Raw genomic sequence first — 17,100 nt, forward strand, 5'->3', positions numbered from 1 at the left:
CCGGACACTACCACAGCGACACAAATAAACAAGACGCCGTCAGGTGCTCGCCTTGCGCTGCTCGGCCTCGGCGCAGATCACCCGGCGCCGCGCATCGTCGGCAGAGCGCCATTCCCGGATGTCTTCCACATGGCGAAAGCAGCCAAGGCAGACTTTCCGCTCGTCCAGGCGACACAAACTGATACAAGGTGACGGCACCGCCGGGCTGACATTGCTGAACAGCGGCTTGGGCGGGCGTACGGCTACAGGCTCACTCACCATCAGATCTCGTCGAAATCCAGCTCGACGCCGGTGTATTCCTGAACCAGGCGCATGAGCATCTCACCCAGCAACTCTTCACTCTTGTCGCACTGCCATTTGCCGCTTTCTTCATCGTAGTCGAAGTGAACGCCACCGGAGCGCGCCGCCAGCCACAACTGACGCAGCGGCTCCTGGCGACTGAAGATCAATTGCTGGCCGCTCTCGAACTTGACCGTCAGCACACCGGCCGAGCTTTCCAGGTCCACGTCCAGGCCGCTGTCGTCGAAAAGATCTTCCAGCTTCTCTTGGGTGGCATCCACCAGGTCGTGAAAACGGGCTTCGGTCAAACTCATTGTGGCAACCTCAAAAGTGTCTGGTTTTGCTCAAGCGCCGCACGATACGGGCGAGCTTCGCCGATTGCAAAGGATACTGATTTCATCACGGATGACGGTACGAAATATCCCCAGGCATCGTAGCCTGCTTCCCTACTGTCTCGGCAAACCCCCGCCGGACGGGTGGTGCGGCGCATAGGCAAGCTGGCGGGTGGTCGGTATACTCGGGCGCAATTAATGCATATTCAAGGATTTCGCCATGAAGCGCCTGATCTCTTCCCTTGCTGCGCTCGTCGCGGTCGCTTGCCTCGTTAGTGCCTGTGGCCAGAAAGGCCCGTTGTACCTGCCGGATGACAGCAAAGATCCAAACGAACAGGCGCAATCGTCGCAAAAGCCGTCAAAAGCCCATAAGCACGACACCTACTAAGTTAAGGGAAACTTATGGACGCTTTTAACTACCGGGACGGCGAGCTGTTCGCGGAAGGCGTGGCCTTGTCCGCGATTGCCCAGCGCTTCGGCACCCCGACCTATGTGTACTCGCGTGGGCATATCGAAGCTCAATACCGCTCGTTCACCGACGCCCTCGACGGCGTGCCGCACCTGGTGTGCTACGCAGTCAAGGCCAACTCCAACCTGGGTGTACTCAATGTCCTGGCGCGTCTTGGCGCTGGTTTTGACATCGTGTCCCGTGGCGAGCTGGAACGCGTACTGGCCGCCGGCGGCCAGGCGGACAAGATCGTGTTCTCCGGGGTCGGCAAGAGCCGCGATGATATGCGCCGTGCCCTGGAAGTCGGCGTACATTGCTTCAATGTCGAATCCACCGACGAACTGGAGCGCCTGCAAGTCGTTGCCGCCGAAATGGGCGTTCGCGCGCCGATCTCCCTGCGCGTCAACCCGGATGTCGACGCCGGCACCCACCCGTACATTTCCACCGGTCTCAAAGAGAACAAGTTCGGCATTGCCATCGCCGACGCCGAGGACGTGTACATCCGCGCCGCTCAACTGCCAAACCTGGAAGTGCTGGGTGTCGACTGCCATATCGGCTCGCAACTGACCACCCTGCCACCGTTCCTGGATGCCCTCGACCGCCTGCTGGCCTTGATCGACCGCCTGGGCGAGTGCGGCATCTACCTGCACCACATCGACCTCGGTGGTGGCGTGGGTGTGCGCTATCGCGATGAAGAGCCGCCGCTGATTGCCGACTATATCCAGGCCGTGCGCGAACGCATCGAAGGCCGCGACCTGACGCTGATGTTCGAGCCGGGCCGCTACATCGTCGCCAACGCTGGCGTGTTGCTGACCCAGGTCGAGTACCTCAAGCACACCGAACACAAGGATTTCGCCATCGTCGATGCGGCGATGAACGACCTGATCCGCCCGGCGCTGTACCAGGCCTGGATGGATGTCACCGCCGTGACGCCGCGCACAAGCGAAGCCCGCGCCTATGACATCGTCGGGCCCATCTGCGAGACCGGCGACTTCCTGGCCAAGGATCGTGAGTTGGCGCTTGAGGAAGGTGATCTGCTGGCCGTGCATTCGGCCGGTGCCTACGGGTTTGTCATGAGTTCCAACTACAACACCCGCGGGCGTACCGCCGAGGTGCTGGTGGACGGTGATCAAGCATTTGAAGTGCGTCGCCGCGAGACGGTAGCCGAGTTGTATGCTGGCGAAAGCCTGCTGCCGGAGTAAGCCATGCTGCTGCGTTTTACCAAGATGCACGGGCTGGGTAATGATTTCATGGTCCTCGACCTGGTCAGCCAGCACGCGCACATCCTGCCCAAGCACGCCAAACAGTGGGGCGATCGCCACACCGGGATCGGTTTCGACCAGTTGCTGCTGGTCGAGGCGCCGAGCAACCCGGAGGTGGATTTCCGTTACCGGATCTTCAACTCCGACGGTTCCGAAGTGGAACAGTGTGGCAACGGCGCGCGCTGCTTTGCGCGCTTTGTGCTCGACAAACGCCTGACTGCCAAACGCCAGATTCGCGTCGAAACCAAGGGTGGCGTGATCGAACTGGACATCCGCAATGATGGCCAGATCAGCGTCAACATGGGCGCCCCACGCCTGGTGCCGGCGGATATTCCGTTCCAGGCCACCGAGCAGGCCCTCAGTTACCCACTGGATGTGGATGGCAAAACCGTGGAGGTCGCCGCCGTGTCCATGGGCAACCCCCATGCGGTGCTGCGGGTCACCGACATCAATAACGCCCCCGTGCATGAACTGGGGCCGAAGATCGAACATCACCCGCGCTTTCCGGCACGGGTCAATGTGGGCTTCCTGCAGGTGATCGACCGTAACCGTGCGCAATTGCGCGTATGGGAACGCGGCGCCGGCGAAACCCAGGCTTGCGGCACCGGTGCTTGCGCCGCTGCCGTGGCCGCGATCAGCCAGGGGTGGATGGATTCGCCACTGTTGATCGACCTGCCCGGCGGACGTTTGTCCATCGAATGGGCAGGCCCTGGCCACCCGGTGATGATGACCGGACCAGCCACGCGTGTATACGAAGGACAGGTCCGTCTATGAGTGAGCCAAGCTAATGACCGATAAGCCTCAAGTACCCGCACACGCTAACCCGAGTGAAAGCCTGGAGGCCGCTGCTGTCGCGGCGTACCTTGAGGCTAACCCGGACTTCTTCGTCGAGCACGAAGAACTGCTGCCGGCCCTGCGCATCCCCCACCAGCGCGGCGATACCGTGTCGCTGGTGGAGCGGCAAATGAAGATCCTGCGCGAGCGCAACATTGAAATGCGCCACCGACTCTCTCATCTGATGGACGTGGCCCGCGACAACGACCGCTTGTTCGACAAGACCCGCCGCCTGATTCTGACCCTGATGGATGCCACCAGCCTGGAAGAAACGGTGATCGCCGTGGAAGACAGCCTGCGTGAGGATTTCCAGGTGCCCTTCGTCAGCCTGATCCTGTTCAGCGACAACCCGATGCCGGTGGGGCGCTGGGTCACAGGTGGCGAAGCGCAGACGGCCATCGGTGGCCTGCTGTCCGAAGGCAAGACCGTCAGTGGCACCTTGCGCGAGCATGAGCTGGACTTCCTGTTTGGCGCCGAACAGCGCAAGCAGATCGGCTCTACGGCCGTTATCGCCCTCAGCCATCAAGGCTTGCACGGGGTACTGGCCATCGCCAGCCGCGACCCGGCGCACTACAAAAGCTCGGTGGGCACGTTGTTCCTGACCTATATCGCCGAAGTGCTGGGCCGCGTCCTGCCACGCCACACCACCACCCTGCGCGCGGTGCGCTGATCATGGAGCGGCAACTGGACGCTTACTGCGCTCACCTGCGCAATGAGCGCCAGGTGTCGTCCCACACGCTGGAAGCTTATCGGCGGGACTTGAACAAGGTCCTGGCCTATTGCGAAAAACAGCACGTCAGCAGTTGGAAGGCCCTGGATATCCAGGCCCTGCGCAGCCTGATCGCCCGGTTGCACCAGCAGGGCCAATCCTCCCGCAGCCTGTCTCGCCTGCTATCGGCGGTGCGCGGCCTCTATCACTACCTCAATCGCGAAGGCCTGTGCGACCACGACCCGGCCAATGGCCTGTCACCGCCCAAAGGCGAACGGCGCCTGCCCAAGACCCTGGACACAGACCGCGCCCTGCAATTGCTCGACGGTGCCGTCGAGGATGACTTCCTGGCCCATCGCGACCAGGCAATCCTGGAGCTGTTCTACTCCTCGGGCCTGCGCCTGTCGGAGCTGACGGGCCTGAACCTCGATCAGTTGGACCTCACCGATGGCCTGGTGCAAGTGCTCGGCAAAGGCAGCAAGACGCGCGTACTGCCCGTGGGCAGGAAAGCCCGCGAAGCCTTGCAGCTATGGCTGCCGCTACGTCTTTTGACCAACCCTGCAGACGATGCCGTGTTTGTCAGCCAGCAAGGCCGGCGCCTGGGGCCGCGGGCGATTCAACTGCGGGTCAAGGCTGCCGGCGAGCGCGAGCTGGGGCAGAATCTGCACCCGCACATGTTGCGTCATTCCTTTGCCAGCCACCTGCTCGAATCCTCCCAGGACCTGCGCGCCGTGCAGGAGCTGCTCGGGCACTCGGATATCAAGACCACGCAAATCTACACCCACCTCGACTTCCAGCACCTGGCAACGGTGTACGACAGCGCCCATCCACGGGCCAAACGCATCAAGGGCGGCGACTCATGAGTATCAAGCTGATTACCTTCGACCTGGACGATACCCTCTGGGACAACGTACCCGTCATCATCAGCGCCGAAGCGTCGATGCGCGAATGGCTGGCGACCCACGCGTCCAAGGTCGGCGACCTGCCCCTTGAGCATTTTGCCAGCCTGCGCCAGCAGGTGCTGCAGCGTCATCCCGAACTCAAACACCGTATCAGCCTGCTGCGTCATCGCGTGTTGATGCATGCGTTCGAGGAGGCCGGTTATCCCCAGCCTGAGGCCACAGAGATGGCGGATGTCTGCTTCGAAGCGTTCATCCACGCACGCCACCAACTCACCGTGTTTCCGGAAGCCGAGCCGATGCTCAAGGCGCTGCGCCAGCACTTCCTGCTCGGCGTGATCACCAATGGCAATGCCGATGTGCAGCGTGTGGGCCTGGCGGACTACTTTCACTTTGCCCTGCGCGCTGAAGATATCGGCATCGCCAAGCCGGATGCACGGCTGTTTCATGAAGCACTGCAACGTGGCGGTGTGGACGCCAGCGCGGCAGTGCATGTGGGCGATCATCCTGGGGATGACATCGCCGGCGCGCAGCAGGCGGGACTGCGGGCGGTGTGGTTCAACCCCACGGGCAAGGCCTGGGAGGGTGACAAGCGCCCGGATGCGCAGATTCGCAGCCTGACAGAGTTACCGCCACTGCTGAGTCGCTGGAGCTAACACTGACCCCAATGTGGGAGCTGGCTTGCCTGCGATAGCGGTGGATCAGTCAACACAGGGCTCGCAGATAGACCGCTATCGCAGGCAAGCCAGCTCCCACAGGGTATTGCAGCAAACCGGTAAATTGCTCCAGGCATGAAAAAGCCCGCAGCGACGGCGGGCTTTTTCTTACAAGCAGGAGGCAGACCTCAGATAGGTCGGCTGCCGTACTTGTTATCCGGCTTCTTCGGTGGATCAGCCACCACGTTGGCCTCGACTTCCTGCACTTTGCCGCCTTTAGCGAGGAACTCTTCCATCGCACGCGCCAGGGCATCGCGCTCTTTGTTCTTGGCTTCAACGCTCGGCAACTCGTCTACCGACACAGCCGCCTTGGCTTTGCCTTTGGCTTTGGGAGCCGCGTCATCGCCAACACTGTCATCGACGTCCTCAGCAACGTCTTCGGCCGCAACTTCAAGACCGTCTTCGGTGTCGTCTTCATCACCTACTTCGAGGTCGTCTTGTTCCAGATCATCGTCGCTCATGTTCTACCTCATGACTTGCGAAAAGCAGATTAGTTATAGCCCAGCTTCACCCTCTGTCGAGGTTGCCGGAAAAAAATCAACATCCACTGGATCACCAGTGGCTTATGCCCCTTCACCATGCAAGGTGGCGAGGACTTTACGAGCACCGCCATGATCACGGTGCTCGCCCAGATAAACACCTTGCCAGGTCCCTATCGCCAAGCGGCCGGCCTTGACCGGCAAACTCAGCTGGCAGCCCAGCAGACTGGCCTTGAAGTGCGCCGGCAGATCATCCGGACCTTCGTCGTTATGTTCAAACCCTGCGCGACCTTGTGGCACCAGCAGGTTGAAAAAACGCTCGAAGTCACGGCGAACCGCCGGGTCGGCATTCTCGTTGACGGTCAACGAGGCCGAGGTGTGCTGCAGCCACAGATGCAACAGGCCCACACGGCACGCCCTCAATTCAGGCAAGCCGGCAAGCAACTCGTCCGTTACCAAGTGAAAGCCCCGGGGCTTGGCCCGCAGGGTAATCAGGGTCTGTTGCCACATACAGTTCTCCGCCCATCGGCGCGCATTCTAGCGCGCTCTGGGAAAAAACAAAGTGCCTAATACGCCTTCATGCCTGTAAGACATTTGCACCCTTAAAAGTGCAGTGTGGATCCCATCACAAAGTCGATAAAAAACCCATGCACCTTTAGCCACAGACAAACGCCGGGCAAAAAAATGCCCGGCAAGCCGGGCATGTTTTTTTCGCGTAGTTACAAGTTGTAGCCGCGCTCGTTGTGTTGCGCCAGGTCGAGGCCGACCGCCTCTTCTTCTTCGGTGACACGCAGGCCCATGACCATGTCGAGCACCTTGAGGATGACGTAGGTCACAATCGCCGTGTAGATCACGGTGAAGCCCACGCCTTTGCACTGGATCCAGACCTGGGCCGCGATGTCGGTCACGGTGCCGAAGCCGCCCAGAGCAGGAGCTGCGAACACACCGGTGAGGATCGCACCGACGATACCGCCAATACCGTGCACGCCGAAGGCGTCCAGGGAGTCGTCATAACCCAGTTTGCGCTTGAGGCTGGTCGCGCAGAAGAAGCACACCACACCGGCGACCAGACCAATCACCAGGGCGCCCATCGGGCCCACGGTGCCAGCCGCTGGTGTCACGGCGACGAGGCCGGCGACCACGCCCGAGGCGATACCCAGTGCGCTTGGCTTGCCGTGGGTGATCCACTCGGCAAACATCCAGCCCAGGGCCGCAGCTGCGGTAGCGATTTGAGTTACCAGCATCGCCATGCCCGCGGTGCCGTTGGCCGCCGCAGCGGAACCGGCGTTGAAGCCAAACCAGCCGATCCACAGCATGGCCGCGCCCACCAGGGTATAGCCCAGGTTATGCGGGGCCATCGGGGTGGTGGGGAAGCCTTTGCGCTTGCCGAGCACGATGCACGCCACCAGGCCAGCCACACCCGCGTTGATGTGCACAACGGTGCCGCCGGCGAAGTCCAGCACGCCCCAGTCCCACATCAGGCCGCCATTGCCGCTCCAGACCATGTGCGCAATCGGCGCATAGACCAGGGTGAACCAGATAGCCATGAAGATCAGCATCGCGGAGAACTTCATACGCTCAGCGAAAGCACCGACGATCAGCGCCGGAGTAATGATGGCAAAGGTCATCTGGAAGGTGATGAACACGGCTTCCGGAAACAGCGCCGCCGGCCCGGTGATGCTGGCTGGGGTGACACCCGCCAGGAACGCCTTGCCCATGCCGCCGAAGAAGGAATTGAAGTTGACCACACCTTGTTCCATACCGGTGGTATCGAACGCGATGCTGTAGCCGTAGACAACCCACAGGATGCTGATCAGGCCAGTGATGGCGAAGCACTGCATCATCACCGACAGAATATTCTTGGAGCGGACCATGCCGCCGTAGAACAGCGCCAGGCCAGGGATGGTCATGAACAGCACCAGCGCGGTGGCGGTAAGCATCCAGGCGGTGTCGCCGGAATTGAGGACTGGAGCAGCCACTTCATCTGCCGCCATGGCCAGGCTTGGCATTACGATGGACAGCAGGGCTCCGAGCCCTGCGAATTTACGCAGAGTCATATTGTTTTCTCCTGGGGCGTTGGGGTTTGGCGGCTTAGATTGCGTCGGTATCGGTTTCGCCGGTACGGATGCGAATAGCCTGTTCCAGATTGACCACGAAGATCTTGCCGTCACCGATCTTGCCGGTGTTGGCCGCCTTGGTTATCGCCTCGATAACCCGGTCAAGATCCTTGTCGTCAATGGCGACATCGATCTTCACCTTCGGCAGGAAATCGACCACGTATTCCGCGCCGCGATACAGCTCGGTATGACCCTTCTGCCGACCGAAGCCCTTGACCTCAGTAACGGTAATGCCCTGCACGCCGATCTCGGACAGTGACTCGCGTACATCGTCCAACTTGAACGGCTTGATGATGGCAGTGACTAGCTTCATGAAAACTCTCTCCCGAATTTGGTGGACTTGCCCCAGGAAAACAAACCCGTCTCAAGTCTAAGCGCAGTGCCTGGCTTTGTAACGCATCGTCGCCTCGGCATTTGCCGTCGCGACGCCAGCGAACCACTGGTGACGAGCCCTGTACCCCCGGATCCGTCGGCGCACTGCATTCGTCACAGCGACTGCATCAGTGCATGGGTCATGATCGTCTAAGCAGAAACCTTGCCAGCTCCGTAAAAACCACCGAAATCAATCTTTTGCCCGCTTGTGCCCACCTACGGGGCGCCTGCGTGGCCGCAATGCGCATCAAAACAGTGCGAGGCCGCCCGTCCCAATGCGCGAAAACCGTGCGCAACGGGCCGTGAAAATGACTATAGACGCTGCGTGATACACTGCCGGCCAACTGTTTTCCGGAATATGTCCAATGCTCGCGCCCAAAGACTTCCTAGACGCCCTGAGCGGCCACGCCTCTCGCCTGTTCAGCGGCGACACGCCGCTGCCCCGCAATGAAATCGAAAGCCAGTTCAAGGCTTTGCTACAGAGCGGTTTCAGCAAGCTCGACCTGGTCAGCCGGGAAGAGTTTGACAGCCAGATGGTGGTGCTGGCCCGCACACGTGCGAGGCTGGAGAGCCTGGAGGCGAAGGTGGCTGAACTTGAAGCACGGTTGACGCCACCTTCTGCTGAATAAACACGGTGAGTGTGGGAGCTGGCTTGCCTGCGATGGCGGTGCATCAGCGGATGATTCTTTGCTGACACACCGCCATCGCAGGCAAGCCAGCTCCCACATTCTGTTTTGCGTTGCCGTCCGGATACGTTCTGTAAAACCTCCCCCGCCCCGCTCCATCCCACCTCGTCTACCCTTGAAAAAACCGCAGGAAGCGGCCCTCCCATTCAAGGAACGAGCATGTCCCTCGCCATCGTCCACAGCCGCGCCCAGGTCGGTGTAGAAGCCCCCGCCGTCACCGTCGAGGTGCACATGGCCAATGGCCTGCCGTCTCTCACTCTCGTGGGTTTGCCCGAAACTGCAGTGAAGGAAAGCAAGGATCGCGTGCGCAGTGCCATCCTCAACTCGGCGCTGCAATATCCGGCCCGCCGCATCACGCTCAATCTCGCGCCCGCCGACCTGCCCAAGGACGGCGGGCGTTTTGATCTGGCGATTGCCCTGGGCATCCTGGCAGCCAGTGTGCAAGTGCCGACGTTGATGCTCGATGACGTGGAATGCCTTGGGGAATTGGCGCTGTCCGGCGAGGTGCGCGCGGTGAAGGGGGTGTTGCCGGCCGCGCTGGCGGCGCGCAAGGCCGGGCGCACCGTGATAGTGCCGCGCGCCAATGCCGAGGAGGCGTGCCTGGCGTCGGGGTTGAAGGTGATTGCGGTGGATCACTTGCTGCAAGTGGTGGCGCACTTGAATGGGCATGTGCCGATTGAGCCCTATAGGTCCGACGGCTTGCTGTACTTGAACAAGCCTTACCCAGACCTGAGTGAAGTGCAGGGCCAACTCGCGGCCAAGCGAGCATTGCTGATCGCGGCGGCGGGCGCGCATAACCTGTTGTTCAGCGGGCCACCGGGCACCGGCAAGACTTTATTGGCCAGCCGGCTACCGGGCTTGCTGCCGCCGTTGAGCGAGCAGGAAGCGCTGGAGGTGGCCGCGATCCAGTCCGTGGTCAGCCTGGCACCGCTGAGCCATTGGCCAAACCGCCCGTTTCGCCAGCCGCACCACTCGGCATCCGGGCCGGCGCTGGTGGGTGGCGGCTCGAAGCCACAACCGGGGGAAATCACCCTGGCCCATCACGGGGTGTTGTTCCTGGATGAGCTGCCAGAGTTCGATCGCAAGGTGCTGGAGGTGCTGCGCGAGCCATTGGAATCGGGACATATCGTGATATCCCGCGCCCGTGACAGGGTGCGCTTCCCGGCGCGCTTTCAACTGGTCGCGGCGATGAACCCCTGCCCTTGCGGCTACATGGGCGAGCCCAGCGGGCGTTGTCGGTGTACACCGGAGCAGATCCAGCGCTATCGCAACAAGCTCTCCGGGCCGTTGCTGGACCGGATTGATTTGCACCTGACAGTCGCGCGGGAGGTCACTGCGCTGAACCCCGCCCAACAAGCCGGTGATACCACCGCGCAAGCGTCCGCTCAGGTGGCGCAAGCCCGGGAACGCCAGCACCAGCGCCAGGGTTGCGCCAATGCATTCCTCGATCTGCCCCGGCTGCGCGAACACTGCCAGTTGGCCAAAGCCGATGAAAGCTGGCTGGAAAGCGCGTGTGAGCGGCTGACATTATCACTGCGCGCAGCCCATCGATTGCTCAAGGTGGCTCGCACCCTGGCGGACCTTGAGCAAGTGGAAGGCATCGCCCGCCATCATTTGGCGGAGGCGTTGCAGTACCGACCAGCCGCAAATGGCTAGCACTTGTCAGGCAAAATCCAGCAGCAGCCTCGCCACTTCCAGCACTTCTTGCAGCGCCGCTTCTGCGGACTCTGCGGAAGGCTTGAGCATCAGGTCATCGGCATAGCCCATCGCCAGGGCGAAGATCTGCCGTGCAGCGCGTTGAGCCGACTCGCAGCGAAAGACGCTATCGGCAACGCCCCGCTCGATCACCTCGGCAAGCATGCTTTGCCATTGGGCGTTGATTACCAGATAAGCCTGGGTCATTTGCGCGTCATGCATGGCCTCGTCCCAGGCGTCGAGCCACAGCGCCCAGCCGGCGTCAGCGGTGCTGGGCAGGCAGTCGCGCAAAAAACCCACGAGCGCCTCCAGGGGTGGCGCATCGGCCAACGGCTCGCGCACTTCATCCAGTTGCTCATTGGCAAAGCGTACGAAGGCTTCGCGGCGCAGTTCATTCCAGTCGCTGAAGTAGTGATAGACATGACTGCGCGACAAGCCGGCATGTTCGGCGAGGTCACGGGTGGATACATCGGCGAAACCCTTGCTGCGAAACAGCTCCAGGGCGGCGGCGATGATCTGGTCTTTACGGTCGGTACGCGACATGGGCAATTCCTTCGAGCACGAGCAGATAAGCGGCGCTTGCTTTTTGAGCGATCGCTCAAGGATACTTGAGCAGTCGCTCAATAATAGCGTCTATTACTCCTCTGGTGCACCCATGACATCCGTCACCCCACAAATTCTGATCGAAGAAAGCAAGAAAATCGGCCAGCAGTCTGCCAGCCAGACCCTCAAGGCTATTGCCAGAGCCTATCCCGGCAAGCTGTCTTGCACCTTGTCGCTGGTGGCGCTGGAGAACGCGCTGTTGTTGGCTTACCCACTGTTTGCCGGGTTCGCGGTGGATTCGATTATCCGTGGCGATACCACCAGTGCGTTGCTGTATGCCGCCGTGGTCATGGCGTTCTGGGCCGTTGGGGCGGCGAGACGGGCGCTGGACACCCGTACGTTCACGCGCATCTACGCGGACCTTGCGGTGCCGGTCATTCTCAACCAGCGCCAACAGAACCACAGCACCTCGAAATCGGCGGCACGGGTAGTACTTGCTCGGGAGTTTGTCGACTTCTTTGAAAAGCACGTGCCTATCATCGCCACGGCGTTGGTGTCGATTGTGGGCGCGGCAGTGATGCTGATCGTGATTGAGCCATGGGTAGGCATGGCGTGCCTGGCGGCCCTGCTGCTGTGCATCACCTTGTTGCCGCGTTTTGCCCAGCGCAATCAGGCGCTGCACGAACGTCTGAACAACCGCCTGGAAAAAGAAATCGGCCTGGTCGAAAAGGTCGGCGCGCCGACCCTGCGACGCCACTACCAGGTGCTGTCACGCCTGCGCATCTGGCTGTCAGACCGCGAGGCTGCGGCGTTCCTGTTTATCGGCATGACCGCGGCCTTACTGTTCGTGGTTGCGATCAGCCAATTGGCCATGTCCCCAGCGGTGAAGGCCGGCCACATCTACGCCGTCATGACCTATCTGTGGACCTTCGTCACCAGCCTGGACGAAGCGCCAGGCATGGTCGACCAACTGGCGCGGCTCAAGGACATTGGCAAGCGCGTAGACCCAGGGCTTGGGGAGGCCTGAGCCTCAACGAAACCGATCCACCTCATGACGCAAGCCTGCCGCCAAGGTCTCCAGTTCCTTGGCGGTAACCGCCAGGTTGGACACCACTTCACGCTGCTCGCTGTTGGCCAGCGCAATGCTCTGCAGGTTGCTGCTGAGCAAGGTCGCGGTGCTGCTCTGTTCCTGGGTGGCGGTGGTGATCGCAGCAAATTGCTGGCCGGCCGAGCGGCTTTGCTCGTCGATACGCGCCAGGGCCGAGGCCACATCGGCGTTGCGCGACAGGCCTTCCTGCATCAGCGCATTGCCGTGCTCCATGGTGCTGATGGCGTTACCGGTTTCCTGCTGGATGCTCTGGATCATGCCGGAGATTTCATCGGTGGCCTGGCGGGTGCGCGAAGCCAGGTTGCGCACTTCGTCGGCGACCACGGCGAAGCCACGGCCTTGCTCGCCGGCGCGCGCGGCCTCGATGGCAGCGTTGAGCGCCAGCAGGTTGGTCTGTTCTGCGATGGCGGTAATCACGCCGACGATCCCGCCGATTTCCTGGGAACGCTGGCCCAGGGTGTTGATCACGGCAGCGGTGCTGTTCAGCGCAGTGGCGATATGTTCCAGGGACGATGACGCCTCTTGCATCGAACTGCGGCCGATACGGGTTTGCTGGGCATTCTCTTGAGCCAGGCGCTCGGTGTTGCCCATGTTGTCGGCAATGTTCAGCGAGGTAGCACTGAACTCTTCCACCGCACCGGCCATGCTGGTGATCTCGCCGGACTGCTGCTCCATGCCTTCATAGGCACCGCCGGACAAGCCCGACAGCGCCTGGGCGCGGCTGTTGACCTGTTCGGCGGCGGTACGGATATGCGACACCATGGTCGACAGCGCCTCACCCATCTGGTTGAAACTACGCGCCAGCTGGCCGATTTCGTCATGGCTGGACACATTGAGCCGCGCACTCAAATCGCCCGCGCCCAGGGCCTGGGCCTGGCGCACCAGCTCGCTCAATGGCGCCAGCTTGCTGCGCAACAGCCACACCGTGGCGCCCACTGCCAGCAACATCGCCAGCACACTGCCGATCACCAGGCGGATGCCGACTTCCCAGGTCACTGCGCGAATCTCAGCCTTGGGCATGCTCGCTACCACCGCCCAAGGGCCGCCTTCAAACGGCACCGAGACACTATAGAAATCTTCGTTTTTGTCGCTCCAGAAACGGCCAGCACCCGGCTTTTTCGCCAGGTCGAGCATCACGGCAATCGCCTGATCCGGCGCTTGCACGCCAGCCGGCGGCACCAGCCAGTGCTTTTGCTCATCCAGCAGCGCGAGGGAGCCGGTCTGGCCGATACGGAAGCGCTTGAGGTTTTCAAACTGGGCGTTCTGGGCATCGGTGTAATCGAAACCGATGAACAGCACGGCGATGACCTGCCCACTGCTGTCACGTACGGGGCTGTATTGGGTCATGTAGGAGCGGTCGAACAACACGGCACGGCCGATGTAGGTCTGGCCGCTCACAACGCGCTGGTAGGCCGCGCCCTGACGGTCGAGCACGGTGCCAATGGCGCGATTGCCGTCCTGCTTGGTCAGGGAGGTGCTGACGCGGATAAAGTCGTCGCCGCTGCGCACGAACACCGTGGCCACGCCACCGGACATCTGCTTGAACTCATCCACCTCTTCGAAGTTATTGTTCAGCACCTCATTGCCCAAGTAGAGGCTCGGCGTCTGCACGCCGGCCACGGCCACGGGCTGGTCCGCACGCACACTCAAGCCGGCGCCGAAGCGCTTTTCAAACAGCCCGCTCAAACGCTGGGTGCTTTCACGCAAGGTGCTGTGGAAGGTGTTGAGTTGGTCGGCGAGCAAACGCGCCTCGCTGGCCAAGTGTTCCTCGCGGGTGGCGAGGTTGGCGGAGTCGAGGGTACGCAGGGCAAAGACCGTACTGCCGCTGATCACGACAGCCAGAATCACGGCGAGTGCAAGGCCTAACTGGGAGGCAATCCGGGCACGAGGTTGAGACATGACAGCTCCTGGCCGAGGCCAGGATCATCCTGATCTCATAGCGCTGCTCGGCAAATTATCTAGTGGGAAACGGTAGTGCACGAGGGTTCCAACACCTTTCTTCGGCGGCATTTGGCAATACTTGAGCGAATCACAGGGGTATCCCGCAAACGATTGCACAAACGGTCCGGCCCTACTCAATCGAGGCGTTCAACCTGAGGCAATTCCATCGCCTTGACTTCACCCTGAAGAAATTCCGCCAGCCGTCGCAAACGTTCGCCACCCGGACGGGTTTTCGGCCACACGAGGTAGTAGCTTTCCCCACTGGCCACGGCCGTAGGCCACGGCAGGCTCAAGCGTCCCTGCGCCACGTCTTCGGCCACCATCAGCAAATCCCCCATGGAGACGCCATAGCCTCGGGCGGCGGCTATCATGCCCAATTCAAGCGTGTCGAACACCTGCCCACCCTTGAGTGAAACGTGAGATGACAACCCCATGCGCTGCAGCCAGTAACGCCAGTCGCGGCGGTCAGGCGTCGGGTGCAGCAGTTCGGCGGTTGCCAGCCGCGTCACGTCCCAGGGACCGTCGTCCAACAGATTCGGCGCTCCCACCGGGATAAGCATTTCCGCAAACAGATAACTGGCCTCCCAGTCCGCCGGAAAGTGCCCGTTGCTGAGCAACACCGCGCAGTCGAATGGCTCTTGGTTGAAGTCCACTTCATCAATGCTCATCCACGCACTGGTGAGTTGCACCTCATTGCCTGGCTGCAACGCGCGGAAGCGACTCAACCGCGCCAGCAGCCAGCGCATGGTCAAGGTGGACGGCGCCTTCATACGCAGGATGTCATCTTCGGCATTCAAAGTATGGCAAGCACGCTCCAGGGCAGCGAAGCCTTCCCGTACGCCTGGCAGCAACAAACGCGCCGCTTCCGTGAGCTGCAACGTGCGCCCGCTGCGCTGGAACAATCGGCAGGCGAAATAATCTTCGAGCGTACGGATATGCCGGCTGATCGCACTCTGGGTAATCGACAATTCCTCAGCCGCACGGGTAAACGAGTGGTGACGGGAGGCGGCTTCAAATGCCCGCAAAGCATAAAGAGGAGGAAGACGACGAGACATGCTGAAAGCTCCGACTGCGCAATCTGGAGACCCTACCAGAATCGCTCATGCATGAGTTTTAATCATGCCAACGATCGCTTTTATCCTTTTGTGCAATGCGCTGAATGCGCCGAGAATCAACCCTTCCCTACCTTCCTGACCATTCGAGTGTGATGATCATGCAACATCCGGCACGTACCGAACTCTGGGCCATTCTGCGGCTATCAGGGCCGTTGATTGCCTCACAGTTGGCGCACATGCTGATGGTGCTGACCGACACCTTGATGATGGCGCGCTTGAGCCTCGAGGCACTGGCCGGCGGAGGCCTGGGCGCGGCGAGCTATTCGTTCGTGGCGATCTTCTGCATCGGCGTGATCGCAGCCGTGGGCACCCTGGTCGCCATTCGCCATGGCGCGGGCGATATCGACGGCGCCACTCGCCTGACCCAGGCCGGGCTGTGGCTGGCGTGGTTGATGGCCCTGGCGGCGGCGTTGCTGTTATGGAACTTGAAGCCGGTGCTGCTGATGTTCGGCCAGACCGAAACCAACGTGCATGCGGCCGGACAATTTCTGACGATCCTGCCCTTTGCCCTGCCCGGCTACCTGAGCTTCATGGCCCTGCGCGGCTTTACCAGCGCCATCGGCAAGGCCACCCCGGTGATGGTGATCAGCCTGTGCGGCACCGTGGTCAACTACCTGCTCAACCATGCGCTGATCGAAGGCATATTCGGCCTGCCGAAACTGGGCCTGATGGGCATCGGCCTGGTGACCGCCATCGTCGCCAATGGCATGGCGCTGGCACTGATGTGGTACATCCGCAGCAACCGCACCTACGCCGCCTACCCGCTGGGCACAGGCCTGCTGCGCCTGAATACCCACTACCTGCGCGAGCTGTGGCGCCTGGGCCTGCCGATTGGCGGCACCTATGCGGTAGAGGTCGGGTTGTTTGCCTTTGCGGCGTTGTGCATGGGCACCATGGGCAGCACGCAGTTGGCGGCACACCAGATCGCCCTGCAGATTGTCTCGGTGGCCTTCATGGTGCCGGCGGGGATGTCCTACGCGGTGACCATGCGCATCGGCCAGCATTACGGCGCCGGGCAGTTGCTGCAGGCACGCCTGGCCGGACGAGTGGGCATAGGATTCGGCGCCATGGTGATGTTGGGGTTTGCGGCGGTACTGTGGCTGTTTTCCGACCCGCTGATCGGACTGTTCCTCGACCATGACGACCCGGCGTTCCATGACGTCATCGTCCTGGCGGTGAGCCTGCTGGCCGTCGCCGCCTGGTTTGAATTGTTCGATGGCGTGCAGACCATAGCCATGGGTTGTATCCGTGGCTTGAAGGACGCCAAGACCACCTTCCTGGTGGGCCTGGGTTGCTATTGGCTGATTGGCGCACCGTCAGCCTGGTTGATGGCGTTCACCCTGGGTTGGGGGCCAACAGGCGTCTGGTGGGGCCTGGCACTGGGCCTGGCGTGTGCGGCGGTGAGCCTGACCTGGGCATTTGAGGCGAAAATGAAGCGGATGATTCGGCAGGAGCCGGATGCTCCTGTTGGATTCCGAGCGGCCCTGCCTGACTAGCGAGTACACGCGGCACATGTGGGAGCTGGCTTGCCTGCGATAGCGGTGTGTCAGGCTAATCATTATTAG

The 17,100-nt window shown here is 61.5% G+C and carries 19 protein-coding genes; 10 read left to right on the forward strand and 9 right to left on the reverse strand.

Annotated features, from left to right (window positions below):
* Positions 1 to 39: 39 nt before the first annotated feature.
* Together BT204_RS01885 and cyaY are read right to left on the reverse strand one after the other, a co-directional pair.
* Positions 40 to 258 carry a DUF1289 domain-containing protein gene (locus BT204_RS01885; RefSeq protein WP_034129079.1) on the reverse strand — a complete coding sequence of 73 codons (219 nt, stop codon included), beginning with the start codon at positions 256 to 258 and terminating at the stop codon, positions 40 to 42.
* A gap of 2 nt (positions 259 to 260) precedes the next feature.
* Positions 261 to 593, reverse strand: a complete 333-nt coding sequence (gene cyaY, locus BT204_RS01890) for an iron donor protein CyaY (RefSeq protein WP_072445626.1) — start codon at positions 591 to 593, stop codon at positions 261 to 263.
* A 238-nt stretch (positions 594 to 831) separates the two neighbouring features.
* Between cyaY and BT204_RS01900 the strand changes: the two genes are divergently transcribed.
* From BT204_RS01900 to BT204_RS01925, 6 genes are read left to right on the forward strand one after another with little or no spacing between them, the layout of a single operon-like run.
* Positions 832 to 999, forward strand: coding sequence for an LPS translocon maturation chaperone LptM (locus BT204_RS01900; RefSeq protein ID WP_003195417.1), 168 nt, complete (start codon positions 832 to 834; stop codon positions 997 to 999).
* 14 nt (positions 1,000 to 1,013) lie between these two features.
* A complete protein-coding gene (lysA, locus tag BT204_RS01905; protein ID WP_072445627.1) occupies positions 1,014 to 2,261 on the forward strand; it encodes a diaminopimelate decarboxylase in 1,248 nt (415 codons plus the stop codon).
* 3 nt (positions 2,262 to 2,264) lie between these two features.
* Positions 2,265 to 3,095: a diaminopimelate epimerase gene (dapF, locus tag BT204_RS01910; protein WP_060766884.1), complete on the forward strand. Its 831-nt coding sequence runs from the start codon at positions 2,265 to 2,267 to the stop codon at positions 3,093 to 3,095.
* 13 nt (positions 3,096 to 3,108) lie between these two features.
* Positions 3,109 to 3,825 (forward strand): DUF484 family protein, encoded by a 717-nt coding sequence (locus tag BT204_RS01915; protein ID WP_072445628.1) that lies wholly within the window; start codon positions 3,109 to 3,111, stop codon positions 3,823 to 3,825.
* A 2-nt stretch (positions 3,826 to 3,827) separates the two neighbouring features.
* Positions 3,828 to 4,727, forward strand: coding sequence for a tyrosine recombinase XerC (xerC, locus tag BT204_RS01920; RefSeq protein ID WP_072445629.1), 900 nt, complete (start codon positions 3,828 to 3,830; stop codon positions 4,725 to 4,727).
* A complete protein-coding gene (locus tag BT204_RS01925) occupies positions 4,724 to 5,419 on the forward strand; it encodes an HAD family hydrolase (RefSeq protein ID WP_014720460.1) in 696 nt (231 codons plus the stop codon). The genes xerC and BT204_RS01925 overlap by 4 nt, the downstream gene beginning before the upstream one ends.
* Before the next feature lie 188 nt (positions 5,420 to 5,607).
* Here the strand turns inward: BT204_RS01925 and sutA are convergent, their stop codons facing one another.
* From sutA to glnK, 4 genes are all read right to left on the reverse strand, one after another.
* Complete coding sequence (gene sutA, locus BT204_RS01930; protein WP_014720461.1) at positions 5,608 to 5,940, reverse strand: transcriptional regulator SutA; 333 nt, start codon at positions 5,938 to 5,940, stop codon at positions 5,608 to 5,610.
* 102 nt (positions 5,941 to 6,042) lie between these two features.
* Positions 6,043 to 6,468 (reverse strand): secondary thiamine-phosphate synthase enzyme YjbQ, encoded by a 426-nt coding sequence (locus BT204_RS01935; protein WP_034129056.1) that lies wholly within the window; start codon positions 6,466 to 6,468, stop codon positions 6,043 to 6,045.
* Positions 6,469 to 6,677: 209 nt separating this feature from the next.
* Positions 6,678 to 8,015 carry an ammonium transporter gene (locus tag BT204_RS01940; RefSeq protein WP_020302863.1) on the reverse strand — a complete coding sequence of 446 codons (1,338 nt, stop codon included), beginning with the start codon at positions 8,013 to 8,015 and terminating at the stop codon, positions 6,678 to 6,680.
* A 34-nt stretch (positions 8,016 to 8,049) separates the two neighbouring features.
* The gene (glnK, locus tag BT204_RS01945) at positions 8,050 to 8,388 is read right to left on the reverse strand and encodes a P-II family nitrogen regulator (RefSeq protein ID WP_002555808.1); all 339 of its coding nucleotides are present in this window, start codon (positions 8,386 to 8,388) and stop codon (positions 8,050 to 8,052) included.
* 424 nt (positions 8,389 to 8,812) lie between these two features.
* Between glnK and BT204_RS01950 the strand changes: the two genes are divergently transcribed.
* Both BT204_RS01950 and BT204_RS01955 read left to right on the forward strand, forming a co-directional pair.
* Positions 8,813 to 9,076, forward strand: coding sequence for an accessory factor UbiK family protein (locus BT204_RS01950; RefSeq protein ID WP_003195432.1), 264 nt, complete (start codon positions 8,813 to 8,815; stop codon positions 9,074 to 9,076).
* A gap of 216 nt (positions 9,077 to 9,292) precedes the next feature.
* Entirely contained in the window at positions 9,293 to 10,789 is a 1,497-nt protein-coding gene (locus tag BT204_RS01955; protein ID WP_072445630.1) for a YifB family Mg chelatase-like AAA ATPase, read from the forward strand.
* 6 nt (positions 10,790 to 10,795) lie between these two features.
* On the opposite strand, the gene BT204_RS01960 is transcribed toward BT204_RS01955, so the two are convergent.
* A complete protein-coding gene (locus BT204_RS01960) occupies positions 10,796 to 11,371 on the reverse strand; it encodes a TetR/AcrR family transcriptional regulator (RefSeq protein WP_034129059.1) in 576 nt (191 codons plus the stop codon).
* 112 nt (positions 11,372 to 11,483) lie between these two features.
* Between BT204_RS01960 and BT204_RS01965 the strand changes: the two genes are divergently transcribed.
* Entirely contained in the window at positions 11,484 to 12,398 is a 915-nt protein-coding gene (locus BT204_RS01965) for an ABC transporter six-transmembrane domain-containing protein (protein WP_034129060.1), read from the forward strand.
* A 3-nt stretch (positions 12,399 to 12,401) separates the two neighbouring features.
* Here BT204_RS01965 and BT204_RS01970 read toward each other — a convergent pair whose 3' ends face one another.
* Together BT204_RS01970 and BT204_RS01975 are read right to left on the reverse strand one after the other, a co-directional pair.
* Positions 12,402 to 14,378 carry a methyl-accepting chemotaxis protein gene (locus BT204_RS01970; protein WP_054896018.1) on the reverse strand — a complete coding sequence of 659 codons (1,977 nt, stop codon included), beginning with the start codon at positions 14,376 to 14,378 and terminating at the stop codon, positions 12,402 to 12,404.
* A gap of 176 nt (positions 14,379 to 14,554) precedes the next feature.
* The gene (locus BT204_RS01975) at positions 14,555 to 15,475 is read right to left on the reverse strand and encodes a LysR substrate-binding domain-containing protein (RefSeq protein ID WP_014720465.1); all 921 of its coding nucleotides are present in this window, start codon (positions 15,473 to 15,475) and stop codon (positions 14,555 to 14,557) included.
* A gap of 152 nt (positions 15,476 to 15,627) precedes the next feature.
* Here BT204_RS01975 and BT204_RS01980 point away from each other — a divergent pair, with 152 nt between their 5' ends.
* Positions 15,628 to 17,031, forward strand: a complete 1,404-nt coding sequence (locus BT204_RS01980) for a NorM family multidrug efflux MATE transporter (RefSeq protein WP_072445631.1) — start codon at positions 15,628 to 15,630, stop codon at positions 17,029 to 17,031.
* The last annotated feature ends 69 nt before the right edge of the window (positions 17,032 to 17,100 follow it).

Origin of the sequence: Pseudomonas sp. NFPP02 (assembly GCF_900119355.1) — a bacterium.
Taxonomy (GTDB): domain Bacteria; phylum Pseudomonadota; class Gammaproteobacteria; order Pseudomonadales; family Pseudomonadaceae; genus Aquipseudomonas; species Aquipseudomonas paracarnis.

Coding starts and splice junctions, on each gene's coding strand:
- cyaY (WP_072445626.1), bottom strand. CDS start 593: ATGAGTTTGACCGAAGCCCGTTTTCACGACCTGGTGGATGCCACCCAA.
- BT204_RS01900 (WP_003195417.1), top strand. CDS start 832: ATGAAGCGCCTGATCTCTTCCCTTGCTGCGCTCGTCGCGGTCGCTTGC.
- lysA (WP_072445627.1), top strand. CDS start 1,014: ATGGACGCTTTTAACTACCGGGACGGCGAGCTGTTCGCGGAAGGCGTG.
- dapF (WP_060766884.1), top strand. CDS start 2,265: ATGCTGCTGCGTTTTACCAAGATGCACGGGCTGGGTAATGATTTCATG.
- BT204_RS01915 (WP_072445628.1), top strand. CDS start 3,109: ATGACCGATAAGCCTCAAGTACCCGCACACGCTAACCCGAGTGAAAGC.
- xerC (WP_072445629.1), top strand. CDS start 3,828: ATGGAGCGGCAACTGGACGCTTACTGCGCTCACCTGCGCAATGAGCGC.
- BT204_RS01925 (WP_014720460.1), top strand. CDS start 4,724: ATGAGTATCAAGCTGATTACCTTCGACCTGGACGATACCCTCTGGGAC.
- sutA (WP_014720461.1), bottom strand. CDS start 5,940: ATGAGCGACGATGATCTGGAACAAGACGACCTCGAAGTAGGTGATGAA.
- BT204_RS01935 (WP_034129056.1), bottom strand. CDS start 6,468: ATGTGGCAACAGACCCTGATTACCCTGCGGGCCAAGCCCCGGGGCTTT.
- BT204_RS01940 (WP_020302863.1), bottom strand. CDS start 8,015: ATGACTCTGCGTAAATTCGCAGGGCTCGGAGCCCTGCTGTCCATCGTA.
- glnK (WP_002555808.1), bottom strand. CDS start 8,388: ATGAAGCTAGTCACTGCCATCATCAAGCCGTTCAAGTTGGACGATGTA.
- BT204_RS01950 (WP_003195432.1), top strand. CDS start 8,813: ATGCTCGCGCCCAAAGACTTCCTAGACGCCCTGAGCGGCCACGCCTCT.
- BT204_RS01955 (WP_072445630.1), top strand. CDS start 9,293: ATGTCCCTCGCCATCGTCCACAGCCGCGCCCAGGTCGGTGTAGAAGCC.
- BT204_RS01960 (WP_034129059.1), bottom strand. CDS start 11,371: ATGTCGCGTACCGACCGTAAAGACCAGATCATCGCCGCCGCCCTGGAG.
- BT204_RS01965 (WP_034129060.1), top strand. CDS start 11,484: ATGACATCCGTCACCCCACAAATTCTGATCGAAGAAAGCAAGAAAATC.
- BT204_RS01970 (WP_054896018.1), bottom strand. CDS start 14,378: ATGTCTCAACCTCGTGCCCGGATTGCCTCCCAGTTAGGCCTTGCACTC.
- BT204_RS01975 (WP_014720465.1), bottom strand. CDS start 15,475: ATGTCTCGTCGTCTTCCTCCTCTTTATGCTTTGCGGGCATTTGAAGCC.
- BT204_RS01980 (WP_072445631.1), top strand. CDS start 15,628: ATGATCATGCAACATCCGGCACGTACCGAACTCTGGGCCATTCTGCGG.